The organism is Janthinobacterium sp. 61 (genome assembly GCF_002846335.1).
In the GTDB taxonomy this organism is placed as follows: Bacteria; Pseudomonadota; Gammaproteobacteria; order Burkholderiales; family Burkholderiaceae_D; genus Janthinobacterium.
In genome coordinates this window covers 4158278-4182408 of the sequence record NZ_PJMQ01000001.1, presented here as the reverse complement: position 1 = coordinate 4182408, position 24131 = coordinate 4158278, and the positions used below count along the sequence as shown (strand labels likewise).

Genomic DNA, 24131 nt, shown 5'->3' with positions numbered 1-24131 from the left:
TCCCCCTCAGTTACCCCGATACGTGGAAAAGCCGAAAGGACTGAGCAGCAGCGGTATGTGATAATGCTGGTCCGTCTTTTCCACGTGAAATTGCACGGGGATTTCGGGGAAGAATGTTTCCTGTTTCAGGCGCGCATAGTGCTCGCCTGTTTTAAACACGATGCGGTAGTCGCCCGCCTGCATGGGTGCCTCGGCCGGATACATGGCCGCGATGCGCCCTTGCGCATTCGTCACGGCACTGGCCAGCTGTTGCCAGCCTTCCCCTTTCTTTTGCTCCAGCGTGACCGTCACGCCCGCCGTCGGCTGGCCGCTCTGCAGGTCGAGGATGTGCACGCTCAAGGGATTGGCGGCGGCCAGGGCCATGCTGGACAGGCTGGCAAAGGCCAGGGCGGCAGTGATTTTTTTCAGATAGGTCATCGTCGTTACTTTCAGGTTGGGGGGAGATCGAGTTCGGGAACAAGGGCCAGCGCAGCCCGGGCGCAGGCGCGGTCTGGCAGGGCGCCACCGCCGCCGGCGACGCCGATGGCGCCCACCACCTGGCCCTGGGCCATCAACGGCAGGCCGCCGCCCAGCAGCAGCAATTCCGGCATGCTGGTCAAATTGCGCATGTCCGGATTGTTGCGGGCTGCCAGGGACAGCGTGTAGGTGTCGCTCTTGGTGGACAAGGCCGTGTATGCCTTGCGCCGGCTCGCCTCCGTGTTGTGCGGCCCGACGCCATCGGCGCGTTGCACGGCGACGATGTTGCCGCCACGGTCCAATAAGGTGACGACGATGTGCCGGCCTTGCGCCTGGCACGCGGCCATGGCCGCATCGGCAAGCTTGCTTGCCGCCGCCAGCGACAGGTCATCGATGCGGCGCAATTGCGCATGTGCGGGGCCGGCCAGCAGGCACAGCAGGGTACTGCCGAGTAACAGGGTTTTCATCTGGCATCCATGGAATAAAGTGGCGCCAGTATGGCCAGTGTTGCCCTACGAGAAGATGATCGCCGCATGACATTTTTATCATCCGCAGCGCTTGGCGTGGGGCGTAAAATGGTTTTATATTCTCATTAGAAAGCCGCCATGCGCATCCTGGTCATAGAAGACGAACCGAAGACGGGCGACTATTTGCTGCGCGGCCTGGCCGAGTCCGGTTTTACGGTGAGCCTGGCGCGCAATGGCCGCGACGGCCTGCACATGGCCGGCACAGAAGCCCCCGATTTGATCGTGCTCGACGTCATGCTGCCCATCATGGATGGCTGGCAAGTCTTGCGCGCTTTGCGGCTGCAGGAAGGCGGCGCGGACGTGCCCGTGATTTTTCTCACGGCGCGCGATGAAGTGCAGGACCGCGTCAAAGGGCTGGAACTGGGCGCCGACGATTACCTGGTCAAACCATTCGCCTTTGCCGAACTGGTGGCGCGCATACGCACTCTGCTGCGGCGCGGGCCACCGCGTGAAGACGACGTCATCCGCATCGGCGACATGGAAATCGATGTGATGAAACGCAAGGTCAGCCGGCAAGGCCAGCGCATCACCCTGACGGCCAAGGAATTCGGCTTGCTGCATTTGTTGGCGCGCCGCCAGGGCGAGGTGTTGTCACGCTCCATCATCGCATCGCAAGTGTGGGACATCAATTTCGAGAGCGATACCAACGTCATTGACGCGGCCATCCGCCGCCTGCGCAGCAAGCTCGACGATCCGTTCGAACCCAAGCTGATCCACACCTTGCGGGGCATGGGCTATGTCTGCGAATTGCGTGCGCCCACGGCTCCCGACGATGGTGCCGCCACATGAAGCTGGCGGAACTGCGCCGTTCGCTGACCCTGCGCGTGACGCTCGTCTTCGTGCTGATCGTGGCGCTCGTGTCGGCCGGGCTGGGCATGCATCTGTACCGCTCGTTCGTGGCGGAAATCGAGCGCCGCGACGACATTTTATTATTGGGAAAACTGCGGCAAATCCAGCAGTTGCTGGGCAATGCGGGCACCCTGGATATCATCCGCGAGCGGCCCCAGTATTTCCGTGACACCATGAGCGGGCAAGAGAATTCCCTGGTCCGCATCGTGCGCGCCGATGGCACGCGTTTGATCGATGTCAATCCACATGGCGAGAACGTCGTGCATGCGGTTCCCGTGGCCGTCGATGCGACCGTGACAAACAACGACATCGCCAGCTGGACCAGCCGCGACGGCTATCCGGCCAGGGTCGTGGCGGCCAGCGCGCGCATCGGCGATCCCGCGCAGATGGCCGACATTTCCGTGGCCCGCGTCTACGGCGACCGCACGGCGATGTTTGCCGCCTACCGCTGGCAGATCGTCGTATCCGTGGCTGTCAGCGCGCTGGTGGCGGCAATACTGGCCAGCGTGATGCTGCTGCGGGGATTGCGGCCGTTGCGCAATATCGCCGCCCATGCTGCCCTCGTGCGGCCCGGCAAGCTGGAGCAGCAGCTGGAGGCACGCGATGCGCCCACGGAATTGCTGCCCCTGATCCAGGCCCTGAACGCCATGCTGGCGCGGCTGCAGGAGGGGTATGCGCGGCTGTCGCAATTTTCCGCCGACCTGGCGCATGAATTCCGCACGCCCGTTACCAATCTGCTGGGGCAAAGCCAGGTGATGCTGGCCCGCCCCCGCAGTGCGCAAGACTATGAACAGTTGGTGTCGTCGAATGTGGAAGAGCTGGAACGGCTGTCGCGCATGATCGACAGCATGCTGTTTCTGGCACGCGCGCAGCAGGAAGAGATGGTGATCGTCAAGCAGACCTTGCCCGTACAGGACGAGTTTTTAAGGCTGGCCGATTTCTTTGAAGGCCTGGCCGAAGAGCGCGACCTGGCGCTGGCTTGCCATGGCAGCGGCACGGTGACGGCCGAGCCGCAGCTGCTGCGCCGCGCGCTCGGTAACCTGCTGTCGAATGCGATCCGCCACGCGGCACCAGGCAGCACTATTCTATTGCGTTCGCACGCGACGAACGGGGGCGTGGCGTTAAGCGTGAGTAACCTCGGTCCCGCCATCCCCGCGCGTCACTTGCCCCACCTGTTCGAGCGCTTCTACCGAGCCGACCCGGCCCGCAGCGATTCGGCCGCCTCCACGGGCCTGGGGCTGGCCATCGTCACGGCCATCATGCAGTTGCATGGCGGTAGCGCAACGGTCGCATCCGACGCGGCCGCCACGACGTTTACTTTGGCCTTCCCTGCTTAGGTCATTTCTACAAGGAACTCATGCATGCCCGTATGCGGCAGTTGCGCGCAGGCCGGCGCAAAGTGCGGCAACTGCCCCCACAGCAGCGGGTTGCCGACGATGTACACGTAATGTTGCGCGCGCGTCAGGGCCACGTTGAGCAGGTTCGGCGTACTGGCCGCCCACTGCGCGGCGCCCGCCGTGCTGTCGTCGGCCCCGAGGACCAGCATCACCACGCTTTGTTCCTTGCCCTGGAAAGTGTGCACGGTGCCCACCGTCTGACTGCTCCATTGGCGCAATTCGCGCGCGGTCGGCGCCTTGCCATAGCCGAGGCGGCGGTCCCAGTCCATGTCGACGATGCGCGAGCGCAGTTCGGTGCGCACGGCCTTGAATGGCGTAATCACATACATATCGGGCAGCTTGCCGTCGCGGCGATACAGTTTCAGCAGCACTTCCAGCACGAAATCGAGTTGCACGGGCACCACCTGCTTGTAGCTGACGGGGCCGACGGCATCGATCCAGCGGCTCGGACCCCGCGTGAGGCCGAGCGCGCCGGCCGGCGGCGTGCGTTCGCTCAAACCGTAGACCATCTTGTCTTCATAGGCGATGCTGTTCGCCAGTGAAAACATCGGTTCCACGCAGCGCCGGTGCACGCGCAGGGGGCTGCCTATCCACAGCGGCTGGGCGCTGTTGGCGCCGATATGCGCGCCATAATGGTTGGCCTTGTCGGCCAGTGTCTGCACGGAAACGGAGGTCGGCGCGTAACTGCCATCCTGCGTGTGCGGCGACAGGGCGGACAGGGTTTGCACGAGGCGGCCCGGCACCGTGAACACGGGTTCGATCTGCAGCGGGTCGCCCACGACGACGGCACGCTTGGCACGCCACAGGCTGCCCAGCGCCGCTTGCGGCACGGCCTGGCCCGCTTCATCGATGAAGAGCCAGCCCAGCGATTCGGGGCCCATGCCCTGGAACTGGCGCGCGAATGAGGCGAACGTGGTCGAGACGACAGGCACCACCATGAACAGGCTGTGCCACACCATGGCGATGTGCGACTGGTCGTAGGCACGCTTGTTTTTCAGCAATTTTGACACGGCCAGCAAGTTGCCGCCAAAGCCGGGTCCCCCCTTTTTCGCCACTTCGGCCAGCCATGCTTCATGCAGGGCCAGGGCCTTGGCGAACAGGCGCGAGCGCAGGCGCGCCAGGGCCGGTTCATGCCACAGGCCGCCAATTTGCAGGGCGTCGCCGTCCAGCTCGTCCAGGGTCGCCGGGGCGATGATGGTGGGAAAGCGCATGCGCGCGCGGCGCAGCAATTCCGTGCTGTCATCCCATTCGCGCTGACGCGACTGCGCCGTGCGCAGGGCGATGTGCAGGCTGTTGCGGGCGCGCTCGCAGCGCGGTTCCAATTCGCCTTTCAGCAGCAGCTTGATGGCGGACACGTCGCGCGCGGCCTGGCGCTGCGCCTCGGCGTTGGCGACGACGGCCTCCTTGTAGGCACGCGCCGGTGCCGTGCGGAACAAACGGGCAAAGAAACCCGGTTGCGTCAGCGCCACCAGGCGTTCTTCTTCCAGCAATTCCTTCTTGCTGGCAAGCAAGGTGTCCTGCTGTGCCAGCGCACCGGACAGGGCGCCATTCGCCGCATCCATCTCTTGCTCTGCAGCAATCAGCGCTTGCTGGCTGGCCTGGATGAAGTCCGCTTCCGTGCACGTGCCCACGGCTTGCCACAAGGCCGCGTATTGAGCGTGCTCGGCCAGGGCCTTTTCCACCACGTGTTCCGTCTCGCGAAACTCGCGCGCCGCCTGGGCGAAGCTGACGCCCTGGTAGCTGGCCAGCCATTGGCGGATATTCTGCGCGTTCGGCGTCTTGCGCGCTGTGCTCTTGTCCCAGTCGTCGTCATAGAAATTGCTGACGAAGCGGCGGCGGTTCGCGCTATTGCCCAGCGCACAAGACATCAAGCCCCATGGCGCCTCGGTTTCGTCCAGAGCGCGGTTGGCGCCATTGCCGTCGGCCACGACCCGGCGCGCCACGCTTTCAAAATAGCGCGTGCGCGCCCATTCCTTGCCCAGCTGTTTCGGTTTTGGCAAATCGCCGGAAATGTTTTCCACCGCCGCATTGTTCGACGAGGCGACGACCATTTCAAAGCCCGTCAGTTCCGGGCGCAAACGGGCGATGGTGATGGGGTCGCGCACGCCTTCGAAGGCCACGGCCACCTTGCCGATGAAGGCGTCGCCGGCGCGGTCCAGGCAGGACAGCACGGCCGCGCGGCGCACGATGTTGTCGGCGAACAATTCGCGCAACAAGGTCGTCTTGCCCGTGCCCGGCGGGCCGTTGACGGAAAAGATGCCCCGCTCGCTCAAGCCCGTGCGCGCGCCGTGGATGGCGAATTGCTGCATCAGGCTCATGGCGTAGCTGGCGTCTTCCAGCCAGTGTCCGCGGTTCATATTGCCCGGATTGAGCATGGCGGCCAGCGCCTGGCGTCCGGCCGGGCTGTACAGGTCGATGCGCTCATCTTGCGCCAGCGGCGTCAGGTAGGCGGCGACAGTCGCGGGCAACTTGCCGCCGCGCAAGGCGCGGATGATCTGTTCCAGGTCATCGAGGTAAAAACTGTTGAGGATATCTATCGATGGTTCCACCGCGTTGCCAAAGTCCAGGCTGCGGTTCTGGCTGGTCTCAGCCAGGTCGGTTTCCGAGACTGCGGCGCGCTTCTTGCGCGTGCGCAATTCCAGCACGGCCAGCGGCTGGCCCGCGGACGGGTGGAAACCGGCCCAGTCCCGCAGCAGGTCGGCCAGGGCCGCGATTTCCATGCCGGAGAGGGGAAATGAGACATTGCCCGCCTCGTCCGTCACTTGCTGCGGGGCACGGGCGGCGGCGAAGTTACGCAAGCTGTCTTGCAGTGCCAGCTGGCTGTCGCTGAAGGCGTCCAGGCTCAGGCCCGACCAGTCCGGCGTGCGCACGCGGCCCAGCGCCCATGGCAAGGTCGACACGGACACGGGGTCGAACTGCGGCTCGCCCAGCGCATTGAGGTTCAGGCGGGCAAAGCACGAGCGTCCCAGCAGTTCTGTTTTTTCTGTTTCGGCAATGTTTTCCGGGCCGTTGGCCGGTGGGCAAGCCTTGTTGGTTTCGGCCTTGTCGAAGACGCCGAGGAACAGCGAAAAGCCGTCGATCTCGCGGTCGGACGGTACTTGCCATTGCGTGGCGAACTGCAGCGGCAATTGCGCCAGCTGTTCGCGCTGCAGGATACGCACGGTGGACTGGTCTTCAACGTCCGTGATTTGATTCAGGTCAAACGGGATAAAGAATTCGATCTTGTGCCAATACTCCAGGATAGCCAGGAGGCGCTGCTGTTCTGCCTGATTCATGATGACCAATATTTTGTAAAGCGAGCGAGGATTGTAAAGCGTATGCGCGGCGCGTGTTTTGCACTTTCGCCTATTGCGCGGGCTTTGCCGCAAAAAAAGTTGGCCTGTCAGTGGAAAGAGGCCGGACGGCAACTTCGAACGCATCTTTGTCGTTGACAGCTTGTTATTGTTACTGCTACTGTACTGTCTGTAATAGTACAGTGGAGTCATGCCATGAACCGTCGAAGTCCCTTGATGCTGCAGATCGCTACAGGCGATCCGCGCCCCATCCATCGCCAGATCGTTGACGGTGTACGGCGCCTGATCGCCAGCGGCGAGTTGACGCTGGGCGCGAACTTGCCCAGTGTCCGTGGCCTGGCCTTGCAGTTGGGCATTAATCCGAACACGGTCGCCAAGGCTTATAGCGAACTGACGGCGGAGGGCTGGCTCGATGCGCGCGCCGGCCTGGGCCTGTTCGTGGCTGCGCCGCGCCAGCGCCTGTCCGACGAGGAACGCGCACGGCGTCTGGACGAAGCGTTGACCCGCTTCGTCGGCGACGTCATCGCGCTCGACTATCCCGCTGGCGTGGTGCTGGAACGCGTAGCGGGCGAACTGGCCTTGTGCCTTCCCAAGAAGACTGGCTGAGAGTATCCGATGACGAATGAACCCATCTTGCAGACCGACAAGTTGTCGCTGCGCTTCAAGGACAAGCATGCGCTTGACCAGCTTAGCCTGCGCGTGGCGCGCGGCGGCATCCATGCCATCGTCGGCGCGAATGGCGCTGGCAAGTCTTCGCTGTTCCGCGTGCTGCTGGGCTTCGAGGCGGCGACCGAAGGCAGCGCCCGTATCCTCGGTTGTGACTGCGCCCGGCTGACGCCGGACTTGCGTGGACGCATCGGCTATGTCAACGAGGAGCACACCTTGCCCCTGTGGCTGACGATCGGTGAACTGACAGCCATGCAACGCCGCCTGTACACGGGATGGAATGAGGAACGCTATTGCAGTGTGTTGCGCAACTTCAATGTATTGCCAGGGCAGCGCATCGCGCAGCTGTCGCGTGGCGAACGTGCCGGCGTGAATCTGGCGCTGGCGCTGGGGCAGAGTCCGGAACTGTTGATCCTCGACGAACCCACGCTGGGCCTCGATGTGGTTGCCAAGCGCCTGTTCCTGGGGGCCATGATGGAAAGCAGCTATAGCGATGACATGACCATTATCTATTGCTCGCACCAAATGGAGGAAATCGAGCGCGTGGCCGACCAGCTGATCATTCTTGAGCGCGGGCGTTTGTTGCAGGCTTGCGCGCCGGACGTCCTGTGCGAGCGGGTACTGCTGTGGGTGGCCGAATTTCCCTTCCTGCCACCCGATACGAGAGCGCTGCCCGGTATCTTGCATACCGAACATATTGATGGTCTGAGCCACTTCATGGTGCTGGACCAGGGACCGGAATTTGCCGCACGCCTGCGCCTGCTGGGTGCGCGCAGCGTGCACAACATGCCCGTCAGCCTCGACCGCGCCATCAATGCCTTGCTGGCGCGCGGGCATATTTCCTCTGCCAACCCCGCGCTGCACGCGGCCTGAGAAAGATTTCTTCATGCGCGACCTGTACCTGAGCGAGTGCCGCCGCTACCTGCGGGCCACCCTGATCTTTGCTGCCGTCCATATACTGGTGCAACTCTTCCTCGCCCGCTTAGGCAGCATCTTCCAGCAAGGCTGGCCCATGCAACTGCTCATCCTGGCCGTGTGCATGCTGGCAGGTCTGGGCCTTGCGCTGCATCAGATCGGCAGCTATCGCCAGCCCAGCCGCTGGCTGTGGCTGCTGCACCGGCCGCTGGCTCCCGGCGCCATCCTGGGAGGCTTGATGCTGGCGTCGGCCACGCTGATTGCCCTGGCCATCGGCCTGCCGCTGCTGCTGACCGTGCTGGGCACTGATTTTCTGTCGCCGCGCACGGTCGACATGCGCCACTACCTGGCCGTGCCTTACCTGGTGATGATGACGCTGATCGCCTGGTTGTGCGGCGCCGCCATCATGGTCAGCCGCCTGCGCTGTGCCTTCCTGCTTATTCTGCTGCCCTATGTGATGCTGTTGCACGCGGCCGGCGCGCTCAGCCTGCTGCTGGCGACGCTGCCCTGCGCAGCGTTGTTGATGTGGAACGTGCACGCCAGTTTCACGCCCAGCCGCATGCCGCTCGCCGGCGGCCGCACCGCCACGCTGGCACAGGCGGTGCCACTGGTGGTGGGCATGTATTGTCTGTTGCTGTGGGGTACGTTGGCTGTCTTTCACATCGCCCTGATCGGCTTGGGCCAGCATCCGCAGACGATGGCCATGCCGCCGGCTGGCGGCTACGCGGATGTGAGCCGCGCCGATGGCCGCAGCCTGATGCTTGCCGGACTGGCCGGCGCCCAGGATGAGCGTGCGCCACTGTGGCGGCGCCAGTTGCCTTTGCTCGAAGTGGGGACCTTGCAAGCGACGATCACGCGCTATGCCGTGCGACAGCAATTGTCGAACCAGAATGCGCCGCCGCAGGCTGAGCTGAGCGATCTGCAGCAGCGCCTGACCTTCAATCACGGCAGCATGCGTTTCGACGTGCACGACATGCGCACGGGTGCGCTCATCAATCAGATGGGGCTGCATGGACTGGGGGACTTGCAAGCGTTTCCCGGCGTACCCGTACTTGCCGGTAATGTGCTCACCGGAAACATGGTGCTGGCATTCGAACCGGCTGGTCATGCGCTACGGTTGCAGGCACTCTTGCCAGCCGGGGAGCAAGCGGTAGCAGCACCGAAGAAAATCAGTGAACGCGTGTATGTGCTCAGCAACGGCCACCTGCTCGTCTATGCGCCTGCCGCAGCGGCGCAGCCCGGTGCTGCCGATACGGAAGTGTTCCGCCTGCCATTGCCTGTACCGCTGAGCAATCTGGAGCGGGTTGATATCGCGCCATTGCTCGACGGTACGCTGGTTTCCATCACGGGGGGGCGCGCCATGCAGTCAGGCGTATCAGGCAGTACGCAAGCGTTGCTGTTCGTCGACGCCAGCGGCCGCGCGCAGCCGGTCGCCACGCGCGCCATCGACCACGATTTTCCGCTGCTGTTCGAACACGCCGACTGGTGGCTCTCACCTGCGCTGCATGCGCTCGTCAATCTGCCGCAGCGGATGTATGCCGATGGCGCCGTGCCGGATCTGACTGACGACAATGCCCGGCCTGTCGCCCGTCCGGCTGCCGTCTGGAGTGCCGCACTGTTGGCCGCTTTGCTCAGCGTCATGGGCGCGTGGTACTGGCGGCGGCAGGCCGGCGATGTGCCGCGCATCTGGCTGCTGGCCTGCGCGCTGCTGGGGCCTCCCTGCCTGCTGACGCTGCTGATCCTGCATCCACGCTCGCCAGTACCGCAGGCGCGCCCGCTTGCTGCTGCGTTGGCCACATGATGGGCCTGGGCTACCGGCACTGTCTCTGGCACGCTGTCCTGGCCCTGGCGGCTGGCTTGACTCTGGCGCAGGCTCTGGCGGCACCCGCTGCCGTGACGGCGACCTTGACGTTGGCGCCATTGCTGGCTCGCAATGCCGCTCTGCCGCCAGCGCCGCGCATTCCCAGTGCTGCCTTCGAGCGTCGCCCGCGTCTGCATGCGGTACACCTGTCGCCGGACGGGGCGTCGGTAGCGTATCTGGATGGCGAGGGGGCAAAAGCCAGCCTGCATGTGCTCGACACCCGCACGCAAGTGGCCAGGCGCCTGCTGGCCTTGCCTGGGCAGGTGGCCTTGTTCTGGTCCGGCGACAGCAGCACGCTGTTCCTGGCCATGCCGGACGGCGTGTCGGTGGTATCCGTTGCCGACGGCAGCAGCTACAAGCTGGCCGCCTTTGACGGCAGGGCCGAGCATCGCTTGTTTCCCGCAGATGCCGCTCACGCGCGCCATGTGCTGATGGCAAGCTACGCTGCGGCCAGCGGTATCTATCGCCTGGAGCGCATGGACACGCAAGGCCAACGCGAGCTGTTGTACCAGGGCGAACAGCTTTCCGGTTTCCTGCTGGACGCAACGGGTCGGCCGGGCTTTGCCATGACCGTCGCCAGTGATGGCATGCGTAGCATCCAGCGTCGCCAGGCTGCGGGCTGGCAAGAGGTGCTGCGTTGCCAGCGCGTCGATGACTGCACGCTGGTGGCTGCCGCGCCTGATGCTTCCCGGCTGAGCATGCTCATGGCGCAGCATGGCGACCGCAGCGCGCTGATGGAGATTGATCTGGTGCAAGGCACGCGTCGCGTTGTGCATGCCGACCGCGCCGGCCTGGCAGATATCCGCCGGGTGATCAGCGATGCGGACCAGCGTACGCCGCTGTTTGCCCTGTTCGAATCGCCCATGCTGCACCATGCCGGGCTGACACAGTTGGCGCGCCGTGCCGTGGCTGATATTGACCGGCAATTTGGGCACGGAGGCGTCTTCATCGAAGCGGCACGAGGCGGGGCGACACTGTTGCTGATCGAGAGCGGATCACGCCTGAACCATGACCGTTACTGGCTGTACGACAGTGCCCGTCGCAGCACGCGCGAAATCCTGCAGGTGCAGCGCGCGGCTGGCCAGCCTTTGCCGCCGGGCCAGCTGGCGCAGACTAGCCCCATCCACTACCGTGCCTCGGATGGCGTGCTGGTCCATGGATATCTGACCTTGCCGCCCGGAAAGGTAGCGGCGTCGATGCCGCTGCTGACGCTGGTCCATGGCGGGCCGTGGGAACGGGTCAACGCCGCTTACGCGCCACTAGTGCAATTGCTGGCGAACCGCGGTGTCGCCGTGTTCCAGCCGAATTTCCGCGCTTCCGTCGGTTATGGCCTGCATTACATGACGGCGGCCGGTGGCGACCTGGGCAACGGCCGCGTACAGGCCGACATCGTTGATGGCGTGCGCTGGCTGCTGCGGCAGGGTGTGGGCGACCGGCAACGCCTGGCCATTGCCGGCCATTCCTTTGGCGGCTATGCGACCCTGCTGGCGCTGACACACACGCCCAGTCTGTTTCAGTTCGGCATGGCCATCGCACCGTCGCCCGACTTCGCGCGTACCCTGCGCACCATGGCCAGCGGGCCGGGCGGCGACCAGGCATTGCCGCTGCGTCTACAGGATATGGGTGTGGACTTGCAGGATGGCGTCGCCATGCGGACGCTGGAGGCTGGCGCCCCCGTACGCCACACGGACCAGGTTGGCAAGCCGCTGCTGATCATGGCTGGCGCCAGAGACAGCACGGTGCAGATCGCATCGGTGACGGATTATGTGGCCCGGTTACAGTTGTCCGGCAAGCCAGTCAGCCTGCTGGTCGATCCCGAGGAAGGGCATAATCCGCGCCATCCCCTGTACCGCCAGGCTGCGGCGTATCTGCTGGAACAATTGCTGCAGCAGCATCTGGGCGGGCCGGCGCCAGCTGCACCGGGAGCGCAATTGGACGCCTACTTGCGCCAAACGCTGAAAGCGAACCGGGCTTTGCCAGCGCTGTTCGCCGTGCCGGGGGCGGACGCAGCCCTTAATACCCCTTAAAACCCCTTAAAACTCTTCCCATTCGCTCTCTGCAGCGGCATTGCTGCGGCGCGCCGGTGCGGCGCCCACGGCCTGGCGCACGGGTGCCTTGCGGGCCACGGGGCGTGCGATGGCTGGCGCTGCCGGCGTCGCGCGCACAGGCGTCAGCTTGGCTGTGCTGGTGACTTGGTTGCCCGTCTTGAAGAAGCCCACCACGTGCGCCAGTTCGCCTGCCTGCTCCTGCATGCTTTGCGAGGCGGCTGCCGCTTCTTCCACCAGGGCTGCGTTTTGCTGCGTCACTTCATCCATCTGCGCAATGGCCATGTTGATCTGCTCGATGCCGATGGTTTGCTCGTGCGTGGCGGACGTGATTTCGCCCATGATGTCGGTCACGCGCACGATGCTGTCGACGATGTCGCCCATGGTCTGGCCCGCCTCGTTGACGAGGCGCGAACCCGTGTCCACGTTGGCGACGGAGGCGGCGATGAGTTCCTTGATTTCCTTGGCGGCCGAGGCCGAGCGGTGCGCCAGGTTGCGCACCTCTGTTGCCACCACGGCGAAGCCACGGCCCTGTTCGCCTGCGCGCGCCGCTTCCACGGCCGCGTTCAAGGCAAGAATGTTGGTCTGGAAGGCGATGCCATCGATGACGCCGATAATGTCGACGATTTTCTTCGACGATTCGTTGATGGTGCCCATGGTGTCGACCACTTGCGAGACGATGCTGCCGCCGCGCACGGCCACTTCCGACGCGCTTTTCGCCAGTTGGTTCGCCTGGCGTGCGTTGTCCGCATTCTGTTTCACGGTGGAAGTCAGTTCTTCCATGGCCGACGCCGTCTCTTCCAGCGAACTGGCTTGCTCTTCCGTGCGGGACGACAGGTCGAGGTTGCCGGCGGCAATTTCGCTCGACGCCGTGGAAATCGCATCCGTGCCATGGCGCACTTGCGCCACTACGCCCAACAGACTGTCGTTCATGGCTTTCAGGGCGCCCAGCAGGCGGCCCGTTTCATCGCTGGAATTGACGACGATGTGCGAAGACAAGTCGCCGGACGCCACGGTTTCGGCCACGCTGACTGCTGCATTGATGGGGTGGGTGATCGAGCGCGTAATGATCCAGGCAACAAAGGCGCCCAGCAGCACGGCCACGCTGCCCAGGACAATCATGGAGGCGCGCGCGCTGGTGCTCAGCGTTTCGGCTTCCGTTGCCGCTTGCGCCGCCTGCTCGCCTTCATACGCGACCAGGCTGTCGAGTGCGCCCAGCACGCGCTTCAGACTTGGTGCCGCCTGCTGCGTCAAAAAGGCGATCGCTTCTTCCGTCTGGCCCGCATTGCGCAGCTCGATGACCTTGTTGTTCAGCGGCGCGCCCGATTTCAGGGCAGCGTCCAGTTCGGCCATCAGCGCCTTTTCCTTGTCTGTCGAGATTTTGTTTTGCAAGGTTTCCTTGGCGGCGCCGTATTTCTTGCGCGCTTCACCGATCTTTGCCAGTTCCGCCTGTACCAGCGCTTCCGTTGGTGCCACTACCACGCTGGTGATCGCCAGGGTAATGTTGCGCACGTTGTCGCTCATGGTGTTGGCTGCGGCCATCTTGACGTTCTTGTCGGTCACGATGTCGTGGGTGCGTGCGCTCAGTTGCCCCATGGAATACAGGCCGACAAGCAAGACGGCCACCAGCAGGCCGAGGACGACAGCAAACCCGATTCCGAGACGGGTGCCGATTTTGAATTGTGTGAGTGACATGATTGCTTTCGTAGTGCGGAAGTGAGGGAGAACGTCGACAGGCCAGGCACCAGACACGGTCATGCCTTGCCACTACGGGTTAGTACGTAAGGGCGGCCTGCCTGTAATTGTTCCTCAAAATTCCGCACTGCAATACAAAAACTTGTATCAAGTCCCCGAAAAGTTAAATAATCGGCAGCAAATTAAATAAGTTGTCGTGTGGAAACAACGAGCGCGCCGTCGTCAGGAAACATTAGCGTTCGGGAAACACGTGCGTGGCCATGAAATCGATGAAGGCGCGCAGCTTCGGCGTCAGGTGGCGGCTGCTGGGCCACAGGATGCGGAAGGTACCGTCGTGCTGGCGGTGCGCGTCCAGCACCGGCTGCAAGCGGCCCGTACTCAGTGCCGCGCGCACGGCAAAGTCGGGCAGGGCGGCGATGCCCAGGCCGCTTTCGGCAAAGTGCAGCAAGGTGTCCACATTGTTGCAGTTCAGCACAGCCGGCAAGCCCGCCGCGTGCAGGGCTGGCCACTCGGGCAGGGGCCAGGCCTCGACCTTGCCACTACTGGGAAATTTGTACAGCAGGCAAGTATGGAGCAGCAGGTCGGCCGGCAGCTCCGGCGTGCCGTGCTGCGCCAGATAGGCGGGCGCGGCCACCAACTGGAGCTGGAACTGGCCCAGCTGGCGGCTCATCAAACGGCTGTCGGCGCTCTCTCCCGCGCGCACCACGGCGTCGTAGCCCTCTTCGATCACATCGACCCGGCGGTCGCTGAAATCGAGGTCGAGTTCCACCTGCGGATAGGCGCATGCGAACGCGGCCAGCACAGGGTTGAGCAAGCTACCGACCAAAGGCAGGCTGACGCGCAGCCGGCCTTGCGGCGCGCTCTTGCTATTGGATAACTCCAGCTCCGCCGCTTCGATCTCGCCCAGGATGCGCCGGCAGCGTTCGAGAAACACCGTGCCTTCGCTGGTCAGCGCGATGCTGCGCGTGCTGCGGTGAAACAGGCGCACGCCCAGCCGCTCTTCCAGCCGCGCGATGCTCTTGCCCACGGCCGAGGCGGAAATGCCAAGCACCCTGCCTGCCGCCACGAAACTGCGCGTTTCCGCTGCCTGCACGAAGGCCGTGAATCCCGCCAGGTTATCCATGTCGTTCCTTGTCACCATTGATTGCGGATGCCAGCGTCCGCACAGACAGAAACTATAGCCCATTTTTCTTTGATCGCGCCTGCCTTACCTTGGCAGCTTGACCATTTGAAAGGCTAGCCATGACTTCTCCCTTTTCTCCCGCGGCCTTGTCCGCACGCATCGATCCTCTGCTGGACTTTGTTTTGCGCCAGCAGCGCCTGGTGGGCGCCGTGGTGCTGGTGCGCCAGCGTGGCCAGGATGTGTATCGCCGCGCGGCCGGCTACCTGGACCGCGAAGCGGGCACGCCCATGCGCGAGGATGCCGTCTTTCGCCTGGCGTCCGTCAGCAAACCCATCGTCTCCACAGCCGCGCTGGCGCTGGTGGGACAGGATCGCCTGGGGCTGGACGACCCGGTGGCGCGCTGGCTACCGTATTTTGCGCCGCGCCAGCCGGACGGCGCCGTGGCGGCGATGACCGTGCGGCATCCGCTCACGCACACGGCCGGGCTCGATTACGGCTTTTTCCAGCCGCCCGGCGGCGCGTATGCGCAGGCGGGCGTGTCGGACGGCATGGATGCTTCCCGCATGAGCCTGGCAGACAATCTGCGCCGCCTGGCCACCGTGCCGCTGGCGTATGCGCCGGGCGAGCGCTGGGCCTATTCGATCGCCACCGACGTGCTGGGCGCCGTGATCGAAGCGGTGACTGGTTTGCCGCTGGCGCAAGCCGTGGAACACCTGGTGACGGCGCCGCTGGCCATGCGCGATACGGGATTTTTGGCTACCGATTCGGCGCGCCTGGCCGTGGCCTATGCGGACCGCGCAGCGGTAGAATCCCGGCCGCGCCGTTTGCTGGACGAAGGGGAGGACCATCTGCCGTTTCTCGATGGCATGGCAGGTTTTACCTTGTCGCCTGCCCGCGCCCGCGATGCGCAGGCCTACCCATCCGGTGGCGCCGGCATGGTCGGTTCTGCCCCTGACTTCATGCGCCTGCTGGAAACCTTGCGGCTGGGTGGCGCACCGCTGTTGCCACCGGCGCTGGCGCGCCAGATGGGCGAAAGCCAGACGGGCGGCTTCGACTTGCCGTTCTGGCCCGGTCGTGGCTTCGGCCTGGGATTTACGGTACTGACGGATCCGCTTGCCGCCACCACGCCGGAGTCCGTGGGCAGCTGGCGCATGGGCGGCACGTATGGCCACTCATGGTTTGTTGACCCTGCGCAAGAGCTGTCCGTGGTGGCGTTCACGAATACGGCATTGGAAGGCATGGCGGGGCCGTTCGTGATGGAACTGTGCCAGGCAGTGTATGGCGCCAAGGAAATGCGATGACGCGTCCGCACCCGATCGTCTTCCTCGCGCTGGGCCTGTTCGGCGTGTATTGCATCGAATTTGGCGTGGTGGGCATCTTGCCGATGATCATGCAGCGCTACGGCGTGACGGCGGCGCAGGCGGGATCGCTGGTGAGTCTGTTCGCCCTGGTGATTGCCGTGGGTGGGCCTTTCCTCGTGCTGCTGGCCACGCGCTGGCGCCGCAAGCGCGTGCTGGTGGTTTCCCTACTGGTGTTCGCGCTGGCCAGCGTGGCCTCAGCGTATGCGCCCCGCTTCGAGGTGCTGCTGGCGTTGCGCATCGTGCCGGCCCTGTTCCACCCTGTGTATTTCTCGCTGGCCATGGTGGCCGCCGCCGCCCTGTATCCGCCGCAGCAATCGGCGCGGGCCGGCGCGCATGCGTTCACGGGCACCAGCATGGGCATGGTGCTGGGTATCCCGTTGACGACGTGGATCGCCGCCCAGTATGGCTACGAGGCATCGTTCCTTGCCTGCGCGCTGGTGAATGTCCTGGCGGCGCTGGGGCTATGTCTGTTCTTGCCGGACACGCCGCAGCAAGCGCCGATGGCGTATGGCCGCCAATTGGCCGTGCTGCGCAAGCCCGCGCTGTGGCTGACGATTGCCGCCGCCGTATTTGTCTTTGCCGCCATGTTTGCCGTGTATGCGTATGCGGCCGCGTATCTGCAGCAGGAAGCGGGCCTGTCGGCGCGCCAGACGGGGCTGGCGCTGGTGGTGTTTGGCGTGGGCGGCGTGGCGGGCAATCTGTTCGCGGGGCGCCAGCTGGGCACGCACGTGCTGCGCACGGTCTTGCTGCAGCCCGTGCTGCTGGGGCTGGCGTACTGGCTGCTGTACCAGTATGCGGGCAGCGGTATCGGCTGGGCGGCGTTGGCCGTCTTGCTGCTGTTCTGGGGTGCCGCGCACACGAGCGGCTTGATCGTCACGCAAGTGTGGCTCAGCAGCGAAGCGCGCGAGGCGCCTGCGTTTGCCATCGGCGTGTACATCGCCGCCATCAACCTGGGCGTGACAGTGGGCGCGCTGGCCGGCGGCATGGCCATCGCCTGCTATGGCATGCAGGGCGCGCTGGCGTGCGGTGCGCTGCTGGGTGCCTTGGCGCTGGCCTTGATTTTGTTCAAGGCGTGGCTGTACCGCCCGTCGTCAGTCCTCGATATGGTTGGGGATGCGAAACAGTAAATCCGTGTCGCCGATGTCCACGCCCGCTTGCGATAGCAGGGTGCTGGCCTGGCCCCGGTGATGGGTCTGGTGGTTGAAGAAATGCATGAGCAGGCTGAAAAACTCGCGCCGGTTCGGTCCCTTGCTGTTGCGGTAGTCGAGCAAATGGTCCAGGTCGGCTTCCGTGATCGAGGCGACCCAGTCGACGATGAGCTGGTCCAGCCACAGCCGGTGTGCGTGCATGGCGGCAAAATCTTCGGCCGCAAACAGCGGGTGCGTGAGCGAGGCGGGCGGCGTGATGGCGCGGATGGGGTCGAGCAGGGGAAAGCGGGCCGGGTGCTGGGCGTAGCGCTGCAGCCACAGGGTATCGCCCACCATCACGTGGTTCAGGGTGGCCAGCAGGGAGCCGAAAAAGGCGCCCCGCTCGCGCTCCAGCTCGCCGGGAGGAAGGCTGGCGGCCGCTGCATAGACCTTGGCGTTCATCCACTGGTTGTAATCGGCCATCAGGCAAAGGTGGGCGCAACGGCTCATGCTGGACTCCTTCAGTGGATGAATGACAATGTTAAACGGATTTCAAAAACGCGCGTATGCCGGCGAGTAACATTTCAATGGCCATCGCCGTCAAGATCAAGCCCATCAGGCGCTCGAACGCTGTCATGACCCTAGGACCGAGCGCCCGCTGCAAGCGTTCGGCGCACAGGAAGACGGCCAGCCAGACGACGGCCACGGCCGTCAGCCCCGCCACGTGGGCGATGACGTCGTTCATTTCATGCGAGGAAAACAGCAGCACCGTGGCCAGCGCCGACGGGCCGGCCAGCGCGGGGATGGCCAGCGGCACGATGAACGGTTCGCCCCCCATCTCGTGGTCGCTATTGCCCGCATTGGGCTGCGGAAACACCATGCGCATGGCGATCAGGAACAGGATCACGCCGCCGCCGATGCGCAGCGCCACTTCCGACAATTGCAAGGCGTTCAGGAAATGGCGGCCGAAGAACATGAACAGCAGCAAGATGCCGAAGGCGATCATGCACTCGCGCACCACGACTTTCCAGCGCCGCTCGACCGGTACCCGTTTCAGGGCATTGACGAACAGGGAAACGTTGCCGAACGGATCGGTGACAAGCAAGAGCAGGATAAATGTCTGGAAGAAATTCTGTGTCATGGTGGTGTGATTGAGGTCAACACCGCTGCCAGGATGGGCGCGGTGCGATAAGGCTTGCGATGATAACAAGAGCGGCGCTTATCGCCCATGATTATTGATGCATAGCAGCATTTTTTTTAAGCCGCGATGACTTTTGCCTGGTAAAACGCGGTTGGCGTGGTGCCGAAATGCTTCTTGAACATGGCGGTAAACGCGCTCTGGCTCGTGTAGCCATTGTCCATGGCAACGTCGATGACCTTGCTGCCGCGCGCCAGTTGTTCCAGAGCACGCAGCAGGCGTGCCTGCTGGCGCCACTGGCCAAAGCGCATGCCCGTTTGTTTCTGGAACAATCGGTGCAGGCTGCGCTCGGTGATCGCCAGTTCCTGTGCCCAGTGCGCCACCGTCTGCTGTTCGCCTGGCTGTGCCATCAGTCGCGCGCAAATGCCGCGCAGGCGCGCATCAGAGGGCAGCGGCAGATACAGGGGCAGCACAGGCAGGCTATCGAGCTCGTGCAACAGCAATTGCAGGAGATGCCAGTCGCGGCTGCCTTCCGTGAAATCGGGCGCGATGTCGACGGCCGCCACGATCAATTGCCGTAGCAGGGGACTGATGTCGAGCACACAACTGTGGCGCGGCAGCAGCGGTGAGCTGGCGCAATCGATGAAGACGGTGCGCATCTTGACGGCGCCGCTCATGCGCACCTGGTGCGCGATGCCGGGCTGCAGCCACACGCCGCGCGTGGGCGGCACCACCCAGCGCCCGCCCTGCGCCTCGATGGTCATCACGCCCTCGATGGCATACAGCAATTGCGCATGCGTGTGGCGGTGCACCGAAATCACGTGGCCATGCGCATAGTCGACGGCCAGCGCCATGGCGCGCGCCGTGACGGGCAGCAATTCCTGAAAGGCGGGGGAGGTGCAATCCATACAAATAAGGTCAGTTTTGCGATAGGTGTAGACATATTAGCGCGAGAAAGCGTAGCGCGCCTGCGGCATGATGGTTCCCCCGCAACTATTCCTGGAGCTACGCATGCCTGTGCGCGCCTACCTGTATCCCTTCCTGGCCATGCTGCTGTGGGCTGGCAATGTCGTCGTGTCCAAGCTGGCCGCGTCCAGCATCGCCCCCACGGCCATTACCTTTTACCGCCTGGTCCTGGTCTTGCTGGTGATGACGCCGTTTATCGCCCGCCCCCTGTGGCGCAACCGCGCCGCCATCCGCCGCCAGTGGTGGCAGCTGGCGTTGTGCGGCGTGATGTCGATGGCGCTGTTCCAGAGCCTGTCCTACCGCGCCGCCGAATCGACGACAGCGACGAATATGGCCATCGTCACGGCGCTGGCACCCTTGATGACGGCCCTGCTCAGCGTGCTGCTGCTGGGCGAGCGATTGACGGTGGGCATGGCGGCCGGCGGCGTACTGTCGTTTGGCGGCTTGCTGTATCTGGTAGGGCGGGGCGATATGTTGGGCCTGCTGCAGCAGGGCGTGCATGCGGGCGACGCGCTGATGCTGCTGGCCTGCCTGAGCTTTGCCCTGTACGGCGTGCTGCTGCGCCGCTGGCGCTTGTCCATTCCCGCCTGGCAAGCCATTTATTGCCAGGCGCTGGCGGCCCTGGCTTGCATGCTGCCACTGTTCCTGCTGCTGCCGCCCGGCAGCGCGAGGCTGGACGCCACCACCTTGCCCCTGATCGCTTATGCGGGCATCGGCTCGTCCATCGTCCTGTCCTACCTGTGGATCGAAGGTGTCAAACTGCTGGGACCGAACCGCTGCAGCATCTACGTCAACCTGCTGCCTTTGCTGACGGCCTTGCTGGCCATCGTCTGGCTGCATGAAAGCATGCATCTGTATCACCTGGTCGGCGGCGGTATCTCGCTACTGGGCGTGCTGCTGGCGCAGACGGTGCAGCGTCCCCTGTTTGGCCGCTACCGTCCTGGGGTGTCCGGCATTGCCTGAATGGCCATGCATAATGGCGGTTTTTTGGCAGTGGGGTTGACATGCGGCAAACATTTTGGATGAGAACGATGGTGGCGCTGCTGGCGCTGGGCGCCCTGGCGCCGGCACAGGCAGCGGCGCGTTTTTACGCAGGCCAGCCCATGGCCTATGCCAGTGCCGTCGAGCGCCGCGATGGCGGCGTGGTGCTGGCTTTCCTGCGGGAAAACGGCGAAGTCAACGGCTACTACTGCCAGTGCAATGACGGCAGCGACAAGCGCATGAACCTGGACAAGTATGGCCAGGCCAGCATCGAGGCCGTGTTCCAGTTGGACCTCGACAGTGAAGGCGAAACCACGTTCGTGCTCAGCCGCAGTGGCGCTCGCAGTGACAACCGCAGTGATAACCCCTATGGCTTGCATGCCTACCGCTACGAACGCAGCGGCGGCAGGATGTTCAAGGTGGCCACCTTGCAGCCCGCACTGGACGCCATCGTGCGCGGCGCCAGGGTCATGGATGAGGCGCGGGTGCGCGCGGCGCTGGCCTCCCTGCGGCTGATTGATTACAGCATCGCTTACGCGCCCTCGGGCGTGACCGAGTTCGATGCCATCGAGCATGCGCATGGCACCCTGATTGGCTATTTCAATATCGACGGCGAGTTACTGCCAGCCAAACCTGCGGACGCCCCGGCGTTTGCCTATAAGAAAACCTTCCAGGAAAAGGATGGCCATTATCTGACCGTCACGTATCTGCTGGGCAAAGGGTGGGAAGGGGGGCGCGCGCCCAGTTACCACGTCAAGTGGATCACGTGGGAAACACAGCCACAGCGCTTTGCCGCCACCCAGGATGGGCTGTTCATCGAATACGAGGTGAACTGCTGCGTGGGCAGCGTGTTTGCCCACGGCCTGTATGCGCTGGGCAAGCGCACCGGCCTATGGCACTTCGAAGAGCCGAACACCATTCGTTCGTTTGGCGCCTTTGTCGACGACAAGGCCGAGGGGCCGTGGACGTATGAAAGCGGCGACGAAACCACGAAAGGCATGATGCAGCGGGGCCAGCGCACGGGCCGTTGGGAAGTGAGTCCGGGCGTGGCTGAATGGCGCGAAGCGGACATGCATAGCTTCACTGGCTACGACCATTTTGTGAAAGACCGCTTGAACGGTCTTAGCGAGCGCCGCGTCGATGGCGTGGTGCAATGGCAGGGAAATTATGTGAATGGCAAGAAACAGGGGCAGTGGGTGGAACCTGGCGGTGGCGGCAACTACGTCGATGACATCAAGCAGGGGCCGTGGAAAAAGGCGACGCCGGACGGCGGCTGGCAAGTGTTGACCATGCTCAATGGCGAACCGGAAGGCAAGCTCGAACAATATGCGGCCGATGGCCAGCTGCAACTGGTCGAACATTACCGCCTGGGCGTGCTTGAGGGGCCGATGCAAAGCTTTTATCCGGATGGCAAGCGGCGTTACGAGGGCAGCTTTGCCGACGGCAAGCGCGATGGTGAGGAAACCCTGTTTTATCCCGATGGCGAAGTGCCGCAATTTCACCGCAACTGGCACAAGGGCGTGCTGCATGGCGTCAACATCGAACATTTCCAGAATGGGAAACCGAAGCAGATTGGCAGTTATCACATGGGCAAGAAAACGGGCCGGTTTCAGTCTTTCCGCGATGATGGCCAGCTCATCGAAGAAACCGTCTATTAACATACCTGGCATTCCGACGCGAGGGCGCACGGCAGCGGAATGCCAGTTCTGCGCAAAAAACATCATCCGCTTGTTACAAAGCGTGAAAATCCCAGCTGCATATTGCTACCAGTAATCTTTCCCTGTATCTTGCGATCAGGAAATTAAAAGTACAGGAAACCTCAACCCTGTTGCCCTGTATTTCACTCCTGACGATATGCGCGGGCCGCCTTCCCCCCTGCTGCCGCACACGCCGTATCGATCTGTCCTGAACAATTCACGTGACCCGCCCATCTGGCGCTTGCTGCTATCCCATCTGGCCAGCGCAGGCATGGTTACGCCCCTACCAAGGAAACTGCATGCTGTCGAACATAACAATAAAAATGCGCCTGATCGCCACCATGAGTGTGCTGGGCTTGCTGATCGCCGTGCTGGGCGTCATGAGTATCATCAGCCTGAAATCGGCGAATAACAGTCTCAATGAGGTCTACAGCAATCAGCTGGCATCGACGCAGGCCATCGGCGAATCGCAAATCGCCCTGGGCCGCGCCCGTTTCACGATGGACCGCGTGATGGTGCATCCGGATGCGCCGGATGCCAAGGAGACCCTGGCACGCTCCGAACAATTCATGGAAGCATCCAACAAGTCCTGGAAGGTGTACCTGGGCTTGCCGCAAAGCGCGGAAGAAAAGCGCCTGTCCGACGACATGGACAAGAAGCGCAGCGACTATATCAATAATGGCGTGCTGGCCATGGGCAAGGCTTTGCGCGAAAACAATATCGAGCAGGCGGACAAGCTGATGATGACCGGCTTGTCGCCCCTTTACCGCACCCTGGACCAGGCAGCCGAAACATTGACGCAATATCAGTCCACCTCGGCCGCCGCGATGTATGCGGACAGCCAGGCCAGCTACCACACGCAAGTGACCATGGCCATCATCGGCATGGTAGTAGGCGCCTTGATGACGATTATTTCCAGCATCTTGCTGCTGCGCGCCATCTTTGGCCCGCTGGACCAGGCCCTGCGCCATTTTGGCGCCATTTCGGACGGCAACCTGGCCAACGACATCGTCATCACGCGCCAGGATGAAATGGGTGCTTTGCTGACGGGCTTGCAGCAGATGCAGGAACGCTTGTCGACCACCGTGCGCGGCGTGCGCGACGGCAGCGGCGCCATCGCCACGGCCAGCAATGAAATCGCTTCGGGCAACCTGGATTTGTCGAGCCGCACGGAGCAGCAAGCTTCCAGCCTGGAAGAAACGGCGTCCTCGCTGGAAGAGCTGACCTCGACCGTCAAGCAGAATTCCGACAATGCGCGCCAGGCGAACCAGCTGGCCGTGTCCGCATCGGACGTGGCCGTCAAGGGCGGCGCGCTGGTGGCGCAAGTTGTCGATACCATGGGCACCATCAGCGAATCGTCGAAAAAGATCGCCGACATCATCGGCGTCATCGATGGCATCGCTTTCCAGACCAACATCCTGGCCCTGAACGCGGCCGTGGAAGCGGCGCGCGCAGGCGAACAGGGCCGTGGTTTTGCCGTCGTCGCCACGGAAGTGCGCAACCTGGCGCACCGTTCGGCCAGCGCCGCCAAGGATATCAAGGTGCTCATCGAAGCGTCGGTGCAGAACGTGGGCGCCGGCAGCGCACTGGTCAGCCAGACGGGCACAACGATGGACGAGATCGTGTCCAGCATCCGCCGCGTGACGGACATCATGGGCGAAATCAGCGCCGCCGGCCACGAGCAGGAACTGGGCATCGGCCAGATCAATCAAGCCGTGGCGGAAATGGATACCGTGACACAACAAAATGCGGCACTGGTGGAAGAAGCGGCAGCCGCTTCGGAGTCGATGCAGGAGCAGGCAGCGGCGCTGGCCGAGATGGTCAGCATCTTTAAACTCGACGCCGCCCACAGCGGCCCTGCCGCCGCCAAGCCTGCCTTGCGCAAGCCTGTCGTGGCCGCCGCCAGCACGGCCTTGAAACGCCCGGCCCTGCGCCTGGCGCCCGCCCGCGCCGCAGCAGGACCTGTCGCTGCTGCAAAACCGCGTCCGGCCAAACCTGCCGCGGACAGCAGCGGCGAGTGGGAAGAGTTTTAAA

Annotated in this window: 19 protein-coding genes; 11 read left to right on the top strand and 8 right to left on the bottom strand. The window is 63.6% G+C overall.

Annotation, left to right across the window (positions count from 1 at the left end; translation table 11 throughout):
- Positions 1–6: 6 nt before the first annotated feature.
- A complete protein-coding gene (gene uraH / locus CLU92_RS18975) occupies positions 7–417 on the bottom strand; it encodes a hydroxyisourate hydrolase (RefSeq protein WP_101483162.1) in 411 nt (136 codons plus the stop codon).
- Between the two features lie 11 nt (positions 418–428).
- The gene (locus CLU92_RS18970) at positions 429–923 is read right to left on the bottom strand and encodes a heme-binding protein (protein ID WP_101483161.1); all 495 of its coding nucleotides are present in this window, start codon (positions 921–923) and stop codon (positions 429–431) included.
- A 138-nt stretch (positions 924–1061) separates the two neighbouring features.
- On the opposite strand from CLU92_RS18970, the gene CLU92_RS18965 reads away from it, so the two are divergent.
- Both CLU92_RS18965 and CLU92_RS18960 read left to right on the top strand, forming a co-directional pair.
- Positions 1062–1772 (top strand): heavy metal response regulator transcription factor, encoded by a 711-nt coding sequence (locus CLU92_RS18965; RefSeq protein WP_101483160.1) that lies wholly within the window; start codon positions 1062–1064, stop codon positions 1770–1772.
- A complete protein-coding gene (locus CLU92_RS18960) occupies positions 1769–3169 on the top strand; it encodes a heavy metal sensor histidine kinase (RefSeq protein WP_101483159.1) in 1401 nt (466 codons plus the stop codon). The genes CLU92_RS18965 and CLU92_RS18960 overlap by 4 nt, the downstream gene beginning before the upstream one ends.
- Here the strand turns inward: CLU92_RS18960 and CLU92_RS18955 are convergent.
- Positions 3166–6504, bottom strand: coding sequence for a DEAD/DEAH box helicase (locus tag CLU92_RS18955; protein WP_257561124.1), 3339 nt, complete (start codon positions 6502–6504; stop codon positions 3166–3168). The genes CLU92_RS18960 and CLU92_RS18955 overlap by 4 nt on opposite strands.
- Positions 6505–6717: 213 nt before the next feature.
- On the opposite strand from CLU92_RS18955, the gene CLU92_RS18950 reads away from it, so the two are divergent.
- The 4 genes from CLU92_RS18950 to CLU92_RS18935 are packed head-to-tail and all read left to right on the top strand — an operon-like array spanning position 6718 to position 11991.
- Positions 6718–7128, top strand: a complete 411-nt coding sequence (locus tag CLU92_RS18950; protein WP_101483157.1) for a GntR family transcriptional regulator — start codon at positions 6718–6720, stop codon at positions 7126–7128.
- A 9-nt stretch (positions 7129–7137) separates the two neighbouring features.
- Complete coding sequence (locus CLU92_RS18945) at positions 7138–8061, top strand: ABC transporter ATP-binding protein (RefSeq protein WP_101483156.1); 924 nt, start codon at positions 7138–7140, stop codon at positions 8059–8061.
- Positions 8062–8074: 13 nt separating this feature from the next.
- Entirely contained in the window at positions 8075–9904 is a 1830-nt protein-coding gene (locus tag CLU92_RS18940; protein ID WP_101483155.1) for a hypothetical protein, read from the top strand.
- The gene (locus tag CLU92_RS18935; RefSeq protein WP_101483154.1) at positions 9901–11991 is read left to right on the top strand and encodes a prolyl oligopeptidase family serine peptidase; all 2091 of its coding nucleotides are present in this window, start codon (positions 9901–9903) and stop codon (positions 11989–11991) included. The genes CLU92_RS18940 and CLU92_RS18935 overlap by 4 nt, the downstream gene beginning before the upstream one ends.
- A gap of 6 nt (positions 11992–11997) precedes the next feature.
- Here the strand turns inward: CLU92_RS18935 and CLU92_RS18930 are convergent, their stop codons facing one another.
- On the bottom strand, positions 11998–13704 hold the full coding sequence (locus tag CLU92_RS18930) for a methyl-accepting chemotaxis protein (RefSeq protein WP_101483153.1): 1707 nt from the start codon (positions 13702–13704) through the stop codon (positions 11998–12000).
- 232 nt (positions 13705–13936) lie between these two features.
- On the bottom strand, positions 13937–14827 hold the full coding sequence (locus CLU92_RS18925) for a LysR family transcriptional regulator (RefSeq protein ID WP_101483152.1): 891 nt from the start codon (positions 14825–14827) through the stop codon (positions 13937–13939).
- 119 nt (positions 14828–14946) lie between these two features.
- Here CLU92_RS18925 and CLU92_RS18920 point away from each other — a divergent pair, with 119 nt between their 5' ends.
- Together CLU92_RS18920 and CLU92_RS18915 are read left to right on the top strand one after the other, a co-directional pair.
- Positions 14947–16128, top strand: coding sequence for a serine hydrolase (locus CLU92_RS18920; protein WP_101483151.1), 1182 nt, complete (start codon positions 14947–14949; stop codon positions 16126–16128).
- A complete protein-coding gene (locus CLU92_RS18915; RefSeq protein WP_101483150.1) occupies positions 16125–17315 on the top strand; it encodes an MFS transporter in 1191 nt (396 codons plus the stop codon). Before CLU92_RS18920 ends, CLU92_RS18915 begins: the two co-directional genes overlap by 4 nt.
- Here CLU92_RS18915 and CLU92_RS18910 read toward each other — a convergent pair.
- From CLU92_RS18910 to CLU92_RS18900, 3 genes are all read right to left on the bottom strand, one after another.
- On the bottom strand, positions 17280–17825 hold the full coding sequence (locus tag CLU92_RS18910; RefSeq protein WP_101483149.1) for a DinB family protein: 546 nt from the start codon (positions 17823–17825) through the stop codon (positions 17280–17282). The two genes, CLU92_RS18915 and CLU92_RS18910, sit on opposite strands and share 36 nt — an antisense overlap.
- Positions 17826–17856: 31 nt before the next feature.
- A complete protein-coding gene (locus tag CLU92_RS18905) occupies positions 17857–18456 on the bottom strand; it encodes a MarC family protein (RefSeq protein WP_101483148.1) in 600 nt (199 codons plus the stop codon).
- 116 nt (positions 18457–18572) lie between these two features.
- Positions 18573–19361 (bottom strand): helix-turn-helix transcriptional regulator, encoded by a 789-nt coding sequence (locus tag CLU92_RS18900; protein WP_101483147.1) that lies wholly within the window; start codon positions 19359–19361, stop codon positions 18573–18575.
- A gap of 103 nt (positions 19362–19464) precedes the next feature.
- Between CLU92_RS18900 and CLU92_RS18895 the strand changes: the two genes are divergently transcribed.
- The 3 genes from CLU92_RS18895 (at position 19465) to CLU92_RS18885 (ending at position 24130) form a co-directional block, all read left to right on the top strand.
- Complete coding sequence (locus tag CLU92_RS18895; RefSeq protein WP_101483146.1) at positions 19465–20382, top strand: DMT family transporter; 918 nt, start codon at positions 19465–19467, stop codon at positions 20380–20382.
- A 41-nt stretch (positions 20383–20423) separates the two neighbouring features.
- Complete coding sequence (locus tag CLU92_RS18890; protein ID WP_143452623.1) at positions 20424–22058, top strand: toxin-antitoxin system YwqK family antitoxin; 1635 nt, start codon at positions 20424–20426, stop codon at positions 22056–22058.
- A 338-nt stretch (positions 22059–22396) separates the two neighbouring features.
- On the top strand, positions 22397–24130 hold the full coding sequence (locus CLU92_RS18885; protein ID WP_101483144.1) for a methyl-accepting chemotaxis protein: 1734 nt from the start codon (positions 22397–22399) through the stop codon (positions 24128–24130).
- Position 24131 lies beyond the last annotated feature (1 nt).